This is a genomic window from Micromonospora sp. SL4-19 (assembly GCF_047921475.1).
Classification (GTDB): Bacteria; Actinomycetota; Actinomycetes; order Mycobacteriales; family Micromonosporaceae; genus Micromonospora.
The window spans coordinates 34,228-47,603 of record NZ_JBLROB010000033.1; the positions used below are offsets into that span (position 1 = coordinate 34,228).

Annotated in this window: 11 protein-coding genes; 3 read left to right on the forward strand and 8 right to left on the reverse strand. The window is 71.2% G+C overall.

Annotation, left to right across the window (positions count from 1 at the left end):
* Nucleotides 1–28: 28 nt before the first annotated feature.
* From ACNAVT_RS27305 to ACNAVT_RS27330, 6 genes are all read right to left on the reverse strand, one after another.
* Nucleotides 29–1,333, reverse strand: a complete 1,305-nt coding sequence (locus tag ACNAVT_RS27305; RefSeq protein ID WP_416300307.1) for a cysteine desulfurase — start codon at nucleotides 1,331–1,333, stop codon at nucleotides 29–31.
* A 23-nt stretch (nucleotides 1,334–1,356) separates the two neighbouring features.
* Nucleotides 1,357–2,130, reverse strand: coding sequence for a Fe-S cluster assembly ATPase SufC (gene sufC, locus ACNAVT_RS27310; protein WP_091270088.1), 774 nt, complete (start codon nucleotides 2,128–2,130; stop codon nucleotides 1,357–1,359).
* A complete protein-coding gene (locus tag ACNAVT_RS27315) occupies nucleotides 2,130–2,456 on the reverse strand; it encodes a non-heme iron oxygenase ferredoxin subunit (protein WP_416300308.1) in 327 nt (108 codons plus the stop codon). Before ACNAVT_RS27315 ends, sufC begins: the two co-directional genes overlap by 1 nt.
* Complete coding sequence (sufD, locus tag ACNAVT_RS27320; RefSeq protein ID WP_416300309.1) at nucleotides 2,456–3,604, reverse strand: Fe-S cluster assembly protein SufD; 1,149 nt, start codon at nucleotides 3,602–3,604, stop codon at nucleotides 2,456–2,458. The genes ACNAVT_RS27315 and sufD overlap by 1 nt, the downstream gene beginning before the upstream one ends.
* Before the next feature lie 133 nt (nucleotides 3,605–3,737).
* Nucleotides 3,738–5,168, reverse strand: a complete 1,431-nt coding sequence (gene sufB / locus ACNAVT_RS27325) for a Fe-S cluster assembly protein SufB (RefSeq protein WP_151461959.1) — start codon at nucleotides 5,166–5,168, stop codon at nucleotides 3,738–3,740.
* The gene (locus tag ACNAVT_RS27330; RefSeq protein WP_416300311.1) at nucleotides 5,165–5,914 is read right to left on the reverse strand and encodes a helix-turn-helix transcriptional regulator; all 750 of its coding nucleotides are present in this window, start codon (nucleotides 5,912–5,914) and stop codon (nucleotides 5,165–5,167) included. The genes sufB and ACNAVT_RS27330 overlap by 4 nt, the downstream gene beginning before the upstream one ends.
* 97 nt (nucleotides 5,915–6,011) lie before the next feature.
* On the opposite strand from ACNAVT_RS27330, the gene ACNAVT_RS27335 reads away from it, so the two are divergent.
* A complete protein-coding gene (locus ACNAVT_RS27335) occupies nucleotides 6,012–6,974 on the forward strand; it encodes a COX15/CtaA family protein (RefSeq protein ID WP_416300313.1) in 963 nt (320 codons plus the stop codon).
* Between the two features lie 78 nt (nucleotides 6,975–7,052).
* Nucleotides 7,053–8,720, forward strand: coding sequence for a right-handed parallel beta-helix repeat-containing protein (locus tag ACNAVT_RS27340; RefSeq protein WP_416300315.1), 1,668 nt, complete (start codon nucleotides 7,053–7,055; stop codon nucleotides 8,718–8,720).
* A 52-nt stretch (nucleotides 8,721–8,772) separates the two neighbouring features.
* Here the strand turns inward: ACNAVT_RS27340 and ACNAVT_RS27345 are convergent, their stop codons facing one another.
* Nucleotides 8,773–9,633, reverse strand: coding sequence for an ATP-grasp domain-containing protein (locus ACNAVT_RS27345; RefSeq protein WP_416300317.1), 861 nt, complete (start codon nucleotides 9,631–9,633; stop codon nucleotides 8,773–8,775).
* 376 nt (nucleotides 9,634–10,009) lie between these two features.
* The gene (locus tag ACNAVT_RS27350) at nucleotides 10,010–10,969 is read right to left on the reverse strand and encodes a heme o synthase (RefSeq protein ID WP_416300318.1); all 960 of its coding nucleotides are present in this window, start codon (nucleotides 10,967–10,969) and stop codon (nucleotides 10,010–10,012) included.
* A 266-nt stretch (nucleotides 10,970–11,235) separates the two neighbouring features.
* Between ACNAVT_RS27350 and tkt the strand changes: the two genes are divergently transcribed.
* Nucleotides 11,236–13,374 (forward strand): transketolase, encoded by a 2,139-nt coding sequence (gene tkt, locus ACNAVT_RS27355; protein ID WP_416300319.1) that lies wholly within the window; start codon nucleotides 11,236–11,238, stop codon nucleotides 13,372–13,374.
* The last annotated feature ends 2 nt before the right edge of the window (nucleotides 13,375–13,376 follow it).

Here is a 13,376-nt window from a genome sequence, read left to right on the forward strand (position 1 = left end):
GATTCGCCGGGCTCCTGCGTCGCCAGGTTCATCGGAACACCTTCCGCACCTGCTCGAGACCGGCCACCAGCGCGTCGATCTCGTCCGTGGTGGTGTACAGGTGGAACGACGCCCGCGTCATGGCCGGGACGCCGAACCGCGTGCACACCGGCTTCGCGCAGTGGTGCCCCACCCGCACCTGCACGCCGAGCGAGTCGAGCACCTGCCCGACGTCGTGCGGGTGGATGTCGCCGAGCGCGAACGAGATGGTCCCGCCCCGGCCGACCGGCACGTTCGGGCCGAAGATGCGCAGCCCGGGCACGGTGGCGAGGGCGTCCAGCGCGTACGCCGTCAGCTCCTTCTCGTGCCACTGGATCGCCCGCATCCCGATCCCGCCGAGGTAGTCCACTGCGGCGCCGAGCGCCACGGCCTCGGCGATCGGTGGGGTGCCCGCCTCGAACCGGGCCGGCGGCGGGGCGAACGTGGACCGCGCCATCGACACCGTCTCGATCATCGAACCGCCGCCGAGCACCGGAGGCATCGCGGCGAGCAGCTCGCCGCGCCCCCAGAGCACACCGATGCCGGTCGGGCCGCACATCTTGTGGCCGGTGAAGACGATGAAGTCGGCGTCGTAGTCGACCACGTCCATCGGCATGTGCGGCACCGACTGCGAGCAGTCGAGCAGCAGCAGGGCGCCCACCTCGCGGACCCGCTGGGTGATCCGCGCGGTGGCGTTGACCGTGCCGAGGATGTTGGACATGTGCACCAGCGAGACGATCTTCGTGCGCTCGGTGACCAGGTCGTCCAGGCCGGACTCGTCCAGCCGGCCCTGGTCGGTGACCGGGAACCAGCGCAGCGTAGCGCCGGTCCGCTCGGCCAGCAGCTGCCACGGGACGATGTTCGAGTGGTGCTCCATCTCGGAGATCACGATCTCGTCGCCCGGACCGAGCCGGAACCGCGGGTCGGCGTCCGGCCGCGACGAGGCGTTGGAGAAGGCGTACGCCACCAGGTTGATCGCCTCGGTGGAGTTCTTGGTGAACACCACCTCGTCCACGCTCGGCGCGTTGATGAACGCGGCGATCTTCGCCCGGGCCCCCTCGTACGCCTCGGTCGCCTCGGTGCCCAGGGTGTGCACCGAGCGCGACACGTTGGCGTTGTGCCGCGCGTAGTGCTCGGTGAGGACGTCGAGCACCTGCCGTGGCTTGTGCGAGGTGTTGGCGCTGTCGAGATAGACCAGCCGGTGCCCGTTGATCTCCCGGTCGAGGATCGGGAAGTCGGCGCGCACCGTGGCCACGTCGTAACGCGGCACGTCGTCGTACTGCGGCATCCCCGGCGGGATGGCGATGGTGGTCATCTCAGCGGCCCCCGTCTCGTAGGTCAGGCCCGCGCCGAACCGGCTCCGGCGACGTACCGCTCGTAGCCCTCTTCCTCGAGCTTGTCGGCCAGCTCCGGGCCGCCCTGCTCGACGATCCGGCCGGCCACGAAGACATGCACGAAGTCGGGCTTGATGTAGCGCAGGATCCGGGTGTAGTGGGTGATCAGCAGCAGGCCGGTGTCGCCGGTGTCGCGGACCCGGTTGACCCCCTCGCTGACCACGCGCAACGCGTCCACGTCGAGGCCGGAGTCGGTCTCGTCGAGGATGGCCATCTTCGGCTTGAGCAGCTCCAGCTGCACGATCTCGTGCCGCTTCTTCTCGCCGCCGGAGAAGCCCTCGTTGACGTTGCGCTGGGCGAACGCCGGGTCCATCTGGAGCTTCTCCATGGCACCGCGCAGCTCACCGGCCCAGGTGCGCAGCTTCGGCGCCTCGCCGTCGATGGCGGTCTTGGCGGTACGCAGGAAGTTGGCGACGGAGACGCCGGGAACCTCGACCGGGTACTGCATGGCCAGGAAGAGGCCGGCGCGGGCCCGCTCGTCGACGGACATGGCCAGCACGTCCTCGCCGTCGAGGGTCACCGAGCCGCCGGTGATCTCGTACTTCGGGTGGCCGGCGATCGAGTACGCCAGGGTGGACTTGCCGGAGCCGTTCGGGCCCATGATCGCGTGGGTCTCGCCCGACTTCACGGTCAGGTCGACACCGGCCAGGATCGGCTTGAGCTCACCCTCGGGCAGCTTGACCGACACCTTCAGGTCGCGGATCTCCAGGGTGCTCATTATCGGGTCACTCCATTGCTCGGCGTCAGACTGACGTAGATGTCGCCGTCGCGAACTTCGACGGGATAGACGGGAACGGGTTCGGTCGCGGGCAGCCCGGTGGGCTCACCGGTACGCAGGTCGAAACGGGACCCGTGCAGCCAGCATTCCAGCGTGCACCCCTCGACCTCGCCCTCGGAGAGGGGAATCGCGGCGTGCGAGCACTCGTCGTACACGGCGTAGAACTGGTCGTCGTCGCCGTGCACGAGCGCGATCCGGGTGCCGTCGACGTCGGCACTGATCGCGGTGCCCTTCGGCACGTCCTCGGTCGCGCAGATCCTGATCATCAGGCGCCGGCCTTGGTCAGCCGCGCCTCGATCGCGTCACCGAGCCGCTCCCGCAGCTCCTCGACCGGAATCTTGTTGATCAGCTCGGCGAAGAAGCCGCGGACCACCAGGCGGCGCGCCTCTGCCTCCGGGATGCCGCGGGCCATCAGGTAGAAGAGCTGCTCGTCGTCGAAGCGGCCGGTCGCGCTCGCGTGGCCGGCGCCGGCGATCTCGCCGGTCTCGATCTCCAGGTTCGGCACGGAGTCCGCCCGGGCGCCGTCGGTGAGCAGCAGGTTCCGGTTGATCTCGTACGTGTCGGTGCCGGTCGCCTCGGCCCGGATCAGCACGTCGCCGACCCAGACGGTGTGCGCGCTGGCGCCCTGCAGGGCACCCCGGTAGCCGACGTAGCTGCGGCAGTCCGGCACGGTGTGGTCGACCATCTGCCGGTGCTCCAGGTGCTGGCCCGAGTCGGCGAAGTAGAGGCCGTACAGCTCGGCCTCGCCGCCCCGGTCGCCGTACTCCACCGAGGTGTACTGCCGGACCAGGTCGCCACCGAGGCTCACCTGCACGTGGGTCACCTTGGCGTCCCGGCCCAGCCGCACCTTGAGGTGCTGCGCCTGGACGGCGTCGTCGGCCCAGTCGGCGATGGTGACCAGGGTCAGCTTCGCGCCGTCAGCCACCGCCACCTCGACGTTGTCCGCCAGCGTGCCGGAACCGACGTGCCGCAGCACCAGAACCGACTCGGAGAGCGCGCCGATCTCGACGAACGTGTGCGTGAAGGCCACCACGTCGGACGGGCCGCCGTGCACGGTGATGATCGCCGGCTCGGAGACCACCGCCTCCCGGGCCACCTGTACCAGCAGGCCGAGGTCCGACTCGCCGTAGGCGCGCGCGCTGATTCGGTCGAACGGGGTAAGCACGCTGCCCCGGCGCGGATCGTCCTTCGCCAAGGTGCCGACCGTGACCCCCGCGGGCAGTTGCCCGTACTCGCGGGCCGGCCAGTGTGCCGACTCGTCCGTCACGGCGCCGTCCAGCAGGCCGCGCAGGCGCTTGAGCGGGGTGAAACGCCACTCCTCCTCCAGGCCAGTGAGGGCCGGGAAGTCGGCGACGTCGTACGAGCGGAGCGCCTGCGACTTGGTGGCGGGCGGCGCGGAAGCCTGGGTAGTCATCTCTTCCTTGCTGTTCTGCGACGGCGGTTTCGTGCTGGGTCGGGCGGGCCGGTGCGACCGGCCCGCCCGGCGACCACTCCGGCTCGGCGCGTCTGCCGCAACGCCGCGACCCGGAGCAGTCGGGTGGCCGGGGTCAGCCGACCGCGCCCTCCATCTGGAGCTCGATCAGGCGGTTGAGCTCCAGGGCGTACTCCATCGGAAGCTCCTTGGCGATCGGCTCGATGAAGCCGCGCACGATCATCGCCATCGCCTCGTCCTCGCTCAGGCCCCGGCTCATCAGGTAGAAGAGCTGGTCGTCGCTGATCTTGGAGACGGTCGCCTCGTGCCCCATCGACACGTCGTCCTCGCGGATGTCGACGTAGGGGTAGGTGTCGGAGCGGGAGATGGTGTCGACCAGCAGCGCGTCGCACTTGACCGTGCTCCGGCTGCTGTGCGAGCCCTCCAGCACCTGCACCAGGCCCCGGTACGAGGTGCGGCCGCCGCCCCGGGCGATCGACTTCGACACGATGGTCGAGGAGGTGTGCGGCGCGGCGTGCACCATCTTGGCGCCCGCGTCCTGGTGCTGGCCCTCGCCGGCCATGGCCACCGAGAGCACCTCGCCCTTGGCGTGCTCACCGGTCATGTAGACCGCCGGGTACTTCATGGTCACCTTGGAGCCGATGTTGCCGTCGACCCACTCCATGGTCGCGCCCTCGTGGCAGACGGCGCGCTTGGTGACCAGGTTGTAGACGTTGTTCGACCAGTTCTGGATGGTCGTGTAGCGGCACCGGGCGTTCTTCTTGACGATGATCTCCACCACGGCGCTGTGCAGCGAGTCGGAGGAGTAGAGCGGCGCGGTGCAGCCCTCGACGTAGTGCACGTACGCGCCCTCGTCGACGATGATCAGCGTCCGCTCGAACTGGCCCATGTTCTCCGTGTTGATCCGGAAGTAGGCCTGCAGCGGGATCTCCACGTGCACGCCCTTCGGCACGTAGATGAACGAGCCACCGGACCAGACGGAGGTGTTCAGCGCGGCGAACTTGTTGTCGCCGACCGGGATCACCGTGCCGAAGTACTCCTTGAAGATGTCTTCGTGCTCGCGCAGCGCGGTGTCGGTGTCGAGGAAGACGACGCCCTGCTCCTCGAGGTCCTCACGGATCTTGTGGTAGACGACCTCGGACTCGTACTGCGCCGCGACGCCGGCGACCAGCCGCTGCTTCTCCGCCTCGGGGATGCCCAGCCGGTCGTAGGTGTTCTTGATGTCCTCGGGCAGGTCCTCCCAGCTGGTGGCCTGCTTCTCGGTGGACCGCACGAAGTACTTGATGTTGTCGAAGTCGATGCCGGTGAGGTCCGCGCCCCAGGCCGGCATCGGCTTGCGGCCGAACAGCCGCAGGCCCTTCAGGCGCAGGTCGAGCATCCAGGCCGGCTCGTTCTTCTTGGCCGAGATGTCCCGCACCACCGCCTCGTTGAGGCCGCGCTGGGCGGACGCCCCGGCGACATCGGGGTCGGCCCAGCCGTACTCGTAGCGACCGAGGGCGGCGAGCTGCTCCTCCTGGGTCAGGGGCTGGACGATCTGCTCGGTCATCTATCTGTCCTCACAGTGGTGACGGTGTTACCGGACTTCCGCGGCTGGGCCGGGATGTGCGTGGTGCACACCCCGTCGCCGTGCGCGATGGTGGCCAGGCGCTGCACGTGGGTGCCGACCAGACGGGAGATCACCGCGGTCTCGGCCTCGCACAGCTGGGGAAACTCGGCGGCCACGTGCGCCACCGGGCAGTGGTGCTGACACAGCTGGCCGCCGGAGGCGATCGTGGACGCGTTGGCAGCGTAGCCCTCGGCGGTCAACGCCCCGGCGAGCGCCTCCGCCCGCGCGAGCGGGTCGTCGCCGGCGTCCTCCATGGCGGCGCGGCAGCGGGCCTCCAGCGCGGCCACCTGGTCGGCGGCGAACGCCTCCACCGCCTCGGAGCCACCGGTGCGGGCGACCCAGCGCAGCGCGGCCATGGCCATGTTGTCGTAGTGGTGGGTGCCGCAGCGCACCCGGGCCGCCTCGGTCAGCACAAAGACCTTGGCCGGGCGGCCCCGCCCCCGGCTGCCCCGAACGGCCTGCTCCCGGGCGACCACGTCGCCGTCGGCGAGCATCGCGTCGAGGTGCCGGCGGATCGCGGCCGGGCTGAGCCCGAGCGCCGACCCGAGCTGGGCGGCGGTGGTCGCCCCCCGCTCCAGCAGCAGCTGGGTGACCCGGTCACGGGTGGAAGGATCGGCGGACGCGCCCGCACCGGCGACCGGAGCGGTCGCCGGCTGGTGCTCGGGGAGCGCCGCCGCCTTTTTCACAACGCCAACGTTACGTAATTCGTCGGGGGGCCGCAAACCGGGTCCCGGTGATTCCCGACACCGGGGTGGCGGAGTCACCCGATCGAGGTCCACTACGGTGCGTAGGATTCGCTCCGTGAAGCCCTCCGTCCGGTTCCCGGTCTCCCCCGCGCTGCTGCGCCGCCTCGCGTACGCCTCGATCATCGCGAACGTGGCGATCGTGGTCACCGGCGGGGCGGTCCGGCTCACCGCCTCCGGCCTCGGCTGCCCGACGTGGCCCCGGTGCACCGACGAGTCGTACCACGCCACGCCGGAGATGGGCGTGCACGGGGTGATCGAGTTCGGCAACCGGCTGCTCACCTTCGCCGTCGGGGTCATCGCCCTCGCCGTGGTGCTGGCCGTGCTGGCCCAGCGGCCCCGCCGACGGGCGCTGCTGCCGCTCGCGCTCGCCGTGCTGTTCGGCATCCCCGCGCAGGCGGTGATCGGCGGGATCACCGTGCTGACCAACCTCAACCCGTGGGTGGTCGGGCTGCACTTCCTCGCCTCGATGGCGGTGATCGCCGCCGCGTACGCCCTCTGGCGGCGCGCCGTCGAGCCGGAGGGGCCGGTGACGCCCACCGTGCCGGCCCCGCTGCGCACCCTCGCCCGCCTCACCACGCTGGTGAGCGCGGCGGTGCTGGTGGTCGGCACCTGGGTGACCGGCAGCGGCCCGCACGCCGGCGACCAGGGCGCGGCGCGCAACGGCCTCGACCCGGAGTCGATCTCGCAGGTGCACGCCGACGGGGTCTTCCTGCTGATCGGCCTCTCGGTGGCGCTGGTCTTCGCGTTCCGCGCGGTGGGCGCGGCGCGGGCCGCCCGGGCCGCCGTCGTGTTGGTCGCGGTCGAGCTGGGCCAGGGCCTGATCGGCTTCGTGCAGTACTTCACCCACCTGCCGGGGGCGCTCGTCGCCGCGCACATGCTCGGCTCCTGCCTGGTGCTGCTGGCGACCCTGGGAATGCTCTGGTCAACCCGGGAGCGCCGCCCGATCACGCCCGCGGCGCGGCCCGTCCGGACCGCCGAGACGGTCACCGCGGCCGCCTGAGCCGCCCGGGGCGTTACCCGCCGGCGGCCGCGGGAATGCGGTCCGCCGACGGACCGTCCGCCCCCGAGGGGAGCTCCGGTGTCACGCAAGGGCCTGTCCACGACCGTCCCGCAGCGGCTCACCCCGGTCGCCGGCGCGCCGCTGTGGTGCGACGCGCGCGACTTCGGGCTCACCGGCGACGGGGTGACCAACGACCAGCCGGCCCTGGCGGCGCTGGTGGACCGGCTGGGCGAGGGATACGACGCCGACGGACGGGCTCGGGTGATCTACTGCCCGCCCGGCATCTACTCGATCCGGGACGCCGGCACCGTGTGGCGCAGCGGCGTGTCGTTGGTCGGCGCCGGCTCCGCGGCGACCCGGTTCCTGCTCAGCAACGAGGGAAACCGCGGCAGTCCCGTGCCGCTGGCGTTCTGGACCACCGTCCAGCACGGCGCGGACCGGGACCGGCACATCGCCGACTGCACGTTCGCCGACTTCGAGATCGACGGCTCCGGCGTCGGCATGGCCGAGTACAACTACCTCGCCAAGGGCCTCGGCCTCCAGTACGTGGTGCGCGGCGTGTTCCGCAACCTCTACATCCACCACACCGGGGCCACCGGGCTGGGCTGCGACTTCCTCCAGGACAGCCTGGTCGACGGGGTGGTCGTGGTGGGCTGCGGCCGGCTCGACAACGGCGAGCAGATGGGCGGCGCGGGCATCGGCGTCGGCATCGGCGGCTGGGGCGACGTGGAGCGGCTCACCATCGCCAACTGCACCACGGTCGGCAACGGCACCAACGGGATCTTCCTGGAGCTGCAGAAGGCCACCTGGGCGCGACCGCGGGGCTTCCGCATCATCGGCTGCCACAGCCAGGCCAACCGGTTCGGCATCTCCGACTGGGGGGCAGACGGGCTGGTGGTGTCCGCCTGCACCCTCACCAACAACCTGGAAGCCGGATTCGACGTCTCCGCCAACGGCACCTCCGGGGTGGCCGGCCAGGGCGGCCTGCTGACCGACTGCGTCATCGACCGTAACGTCGGCGACGGGATCAGCATGGGCAACACTCCCGGCCCCTACACGGTCCGGGGCAACCGGATCAGCCGCAACGGCGGGTACGGCTACCACGAGCACGCCCTGGGCGACGGCTACCCGGGCGCGGCGGCGGACATGGTGATCGAGGCCAACGACATCCGGGACAACGCGCTGGACGGGATCCGGATCGACCGGCCGATGATCGACGCGGCGCTGGTCGGCAACCGGATCCGCGACAACGGCCGGCGCTCCGCGCCGGCGCACCACGGTAGCGGCGACACGGTGCGCTACTCGCCCCGCACGATGATCGACAGTGCCGCGGGCTGGCCCTGGGACGGGCACCGGGGCAAGGTGCTGCGGGTCGACTCGCGGACCGCTGTGGTAGCCGCCAACACCGCCACCGAGCTGTCACTCGCCGAGGTGCGGCCGGACGGCGCGACCGGGTGGAACGAGGCGGTCCCCGCGCCCGGCACGGCGTACGAGCTGCCGGCCGGTCCGACGGTCCGCGCCGGAATCGCCGTCAACGCCCCGTTCGAGTCGGCCACCGTGCGCGGCAACCGGATCTGGAACCGGGACGAGCACACCCAGACCTACGGGTTCTGGATCACCACGGCGGGCCGGTGCGTCTCCTGCCGGATCGAGGACAACGATTTCGCCGGAAACGAGGCCGCCGTCCGGCTGGAGACGCCGCCGATCGGGGGCCGGTGGGACCGCAATCACGAGGACGAGGTGTGAGGCCCGCGCCGCCTCGCCGGCGGCAGGGCGGCCACGGGCCGGGGCCCGCCGGTCAGGACCGGCGGGCCAGGTGGGTGGTGATCGCCGCGGCGAGGCGGTCGGGGGCCGCGTCGGCGTATCCGATGAACAGGCTCGGCTCGGTGAGCTCCAGCTCCACCAGGACCGGCGCGCCGTCGGGGCCGGGGATCAGGTCGACCCGGGCGTAGAGCAGCCGGTCCGGGCCACCCGGGACGGCCGCGAGGGCCTGCTGCGCCACGGCGAGCTGGTCCGGCAGCGCCGCCCGGGCGTCGATGCGCTCCTCCTTGTAGAGCTCGGCCACGCCCAGATCGGGGCCGGTCAACATCGGCCCCTTGCGGATGGCGTGGCTGAACGCCAGGCCGTCCGGCCCGGTGAGGAAGAGCAGCGCGGTCTCCCCGGCGGTGTCGACCGCGCTCAGGTACGGCTGGACCATGGTGACCCGCCCGGCGTCGGAGAGCCGCCGCACGTGCTTCGCGGCCAGCTCCCGGTGCTCCGGGTCGGCCAGGTCGTACCGGCCGGTGTCCTGGCTGCCGGCGCTGACCGCCGGCTTGATCACGTACTCGCCGGAGTCGGCGGGCGGCTGCCAGGGCTCACCCGGCTCGACCCAGACCGTCGGCACGGTGGGCACTCCGGCGGCGGAGAGCTCGCCCAGATAGCGCTTGTCGGTGTTCCAGCGGACCACGTCGGCGGGGTTGACCAGGCGCGGCACGGTCTGCGCCCAGGCGACGAACTCGTCCCGGCGCAGCGCGTAGTCCCAGGGTGAGCGGAGCACGACCAAGTCGTACCTGGACCAGTCCACGGCCGGGTCGTCCCAGATCGCCGCCTCGACGGCGACGCCGCGGTGGCGCAGGCGAGCCGCGCCACGTCGGTGCCGTCCGCGAACTGGTCGGCCCACTCCCCGTCCGCACCCACGAGGACGATCCGCGCGCCGCGCTTGCCGACGTACTCGATGACCGCCTTCGCGCCGCCGTGCCCGGCGGCGAACGACTTGATGCCGGCGACCAGGCCGTTGGGGGCCTGCTCGGCGGTCTGCTCAGCCGTCAGCGTCGTATCGGAACCTTCTGCCATGACGCGAAGCCTAAGCAGACTTCCACCCGGATGTGCGAGAACGATGAACCAATTGTGATGCCAATTACCTACGGGTTTAAGGAAGACCACAAGTAATTCGCGTTGACATGTCGTATTAAGTCGGGGCGAAGCAGACAGGCGAGATCGTCACAATCTGTCCGGGTTGAGCCGGGCCTCGCTTAGCCTGAAAAAAATTCTGACGATCAGAGCAGGGCGTCGAGCGCGACGGCCGCGAAGAGGATGGTCAGGTAGGTGGTCGACCAGTGGAACAGCCGCATCGGCTTCACCGCCTCGCCGCGCGCCGCGCGCCGGCAGAGCTTGTGCGCCTCCACCACGAAGACGCCGCCGACGACCAGCGCGGTGACCCCGTAGATCGGGCTCATCCCCAGCGGCCAGACGGCCAACGAGGAGAGCAGGGTCAGCCAGGAGAAGAGCAGGATCTCCGCGTTCACCCGCCGGACCGAGGCCACCACCGGCAGCATCGGGACGCCGGCCCGGGCGTAGTCGGCCTTGTATTTGATCGCCAGCGCGTAGAAGTGCGGCATCTGCCAGAAGAAGACCACCGCGAACAGACCCCACGCGGCCGGGGCCAGCGAACCCGTGACCGCGGCCCAACCGATCAGCACCGGCGCCGAGCCGCAGATGCCGCCCCAGAAGGTGTTCGCCACCGTGGTCCGCTTGAGCCAGAGCGTGTAGACCAGGTCGTAGTAGGCGATCGCCGCCAGGGTCAGCCCCGCCGCCAGCCAGTTGGTGAACACGGCCATCAACACGACCGAGATCACCGCCAGCACCAGACCGAAGATCAGCGCGTTGCGCGGCGACACGGTGTGCGCGGGCAACGGCCGGCGCTTGGTGCGCCGCATCAGCTGGTCGATGTCGCGGTCGATGTAGCAGTTGAGCACGCTGGCCGCGCCGGCGGCGAGCGAGCCGCCGACCAGCACCACGGCCACCCGCCAGAGCGAGGGCATGCCGCCGGCCGCGAGCATCATCGCCGGCACAGTGGTCACCAGCAGCAGCTCGACGATCCGCGGCTTGGTGAGCGTCACGTACGCGGCCACCACCGCCCGCAGGCTCCGCCGACCGCTCGCCGGCACCTCCGCCACCGCGCCCACCGACGGCTGCCCGGCAGAGTCGCTGACGGGGCGCTCGGTGATCATGCTCACGGATTGCCACCTTCCGGCTTGGCGGGGGGAGGTCGTGGTCGGCCCGGACCCGTCCCGGGTCCACACACCGCCCCACAGACTACGCGTCGTCGTTTTGGCTGCCCCGGAGACCCGACAACGGTGCGTGCCGTCACACCGCGGGTCGAACAGCTGATCCGGTCGGACGCGCACAGAACACCATGCAGAGATCCCCGGGCGGACGTTTAGGACCGCTCGATAGGGTCACCAGTGAGGGTTCCGCCCATCTGCCGAGGAGCACAACCAACGTGGCTGCCAACCGACCCGAGCTTCCCGCTCTCAACTGGTCCGACCTCGACCGCAGGGCCGTCGACACGGTCCGCGTGCTGGCCATGGACGCCGTGGAGAAATCCGGCAACGGCCATCCGGGCACGGCGATGAGCCTCGCCCCGGCGGCGTACCTGCTCTTCAACCGCGTCATGCGACACAACCCGGCGGACCCGAACTGGGCCGGCCGGGACCGCTTCGTCCTCTCCGCCGGGCACTCCAGCCTGACCCTGTACATCCAGCTCTTCCTCTCCGGCTACCCGCTGTCGCTGGACGACCTGAAGGCGCTGCGCCAGTGGGGCTCGCTCACCCCGGGCCACCCGGAGCACGGGCACACCCCGGGCGTGGAGACCACCACCGGCCCGCTCGGCCAGGGCCTCGGCAACGCGGTCGGCATGGCCATGGCGGCCCGCCGGGAGCGCGGCCTGTTCGACCCGGCGGCGGAGGTCGGCGAGTCGCCGTTCGACCACGACATCTGGTGCATCGCCTCCGACGGCGACATCGAGGAGGGCATCAGCCACGAGGCCAGCGCCCTCGCCGGCCACCAGCAGCTGGGCAACCTCTGCGTGATCTACGACGACAACGAGATCTCGATCGAGGACGACACCCGGATCGCCAAGAGCGAGGACGTCGCCGCGCGGTACGAGGCGTACGGCTGGCACGTGCAGACCGTGGACTGGCGCCGCGGCGACGCCGACCAGGGCGACTACCACGAGGACGTCGAAGCCCTCTACCAGGCGCTGCTGGCCGCCCGGGCGGAGACCGACCGCCCCTCCTTCATCGCGCTGCGCACCATCATCGGCTGGCCCGCACCGAACAAGAAGAACACCGGCAAGATCCACGGCTCGGCGCTCGGCGCCGACGAGGTGAAGGCCACCAAGGAGATCCTCGGCTTCGACCCGCAGCGGACCTTCCAGGTCGACGACGAGGTCCTCAAACACGCCCGCCAGGTGATGGAACGCGGCGCCGCGGCCCAGACGGCGTGGACCACCCCGTTCGACGCGTGGGCGCAGGCCAACCCGGAGCGCAAGGCGCTCTGGGACCGGATGGCCGCCCGCACGCTCCCCGAGGGCTGGGCAGACGCGCTGCCCACCTTCCCGGCCGACGCCAAGGGCGTCGCCACCCGGGCCGCCTCCGGCAAGGTCCTGGAGGCCCTCGCCCCGGTGCTGCCCGAACTCTGGGGCGGCTCCGCCGACCTGGCGGAGAGCAACAACACCACGATGAAGGGCGAGCCGTCGTTCATCCCGGCGGTGCACGCGACCAAGGACTTCCCGGGCGACGAGTACGGCCGCACCCTGCACTTCGGCATCCGTGAGCACGCCATGGGCGCGATCCTCAACGGCATCGCCCTGCACGGGGGCACCCGCCCGTACGGCGGCACCTTCCTGGTGTTCAGCGACTACATGCGCCCCTCGGTGCGGCTCGCCGCGCTGATGAAGCTGCCGGTGGTCTACGTCTGGACGCACGACTCGATCGGCCTCGGCGAGGACGGCCCGACCCACCAGCCGGTGGAGCACCTGACCGCGCTGCGCGCCATCCCCGGCCTGGACGTGGTCCGCCCGGCCGACGCCAACGAGACCGCGTGGGCGTGGCGGCAGGCCCTGGAGCACACCGACCGGCCCACCGCGCTGGCGCTCAGCCGCCAGCCGCTGCCGACCCTGGACCGCACCGAGCTGGCCGGCGCCGAGGGCGCCGCCAAGGGCGGCTACGTGCTGGCCGAGGCGTCCACCGGCATGCCGCAGGTGATCCTCGTCGGCACCGGCTCCGAGGTGCAGCTCTGCCTCACCGCACGGGAGCGGCTGGAGGCCGGCGGCACCCCCACCCGGGTCGTCTCCATGCCCTGCCAGGAGTGGTTCTTCGACCAGGACGAGGCGTACCGGGAGTCGGTCCTGCCGCGCGGGGTAAAGGCACGGGTGAGCGTGGAGGCGGGCATCGCCATGTCCTGGCGGGGGATCGTCGGCGACAGCGGCGAGAGCGTGAGCCTGGAGCACTACGGGGCGAGCGCCCCGCACACCGTGCTCTTCGAGCAGTTCGGGTTCACCCCCGACCGGATCGTGGCCGCCGCGCACGCGGCACTGACCCGGGTGGGCGACATCACCGGTTACACGACCGGCAACTGAGG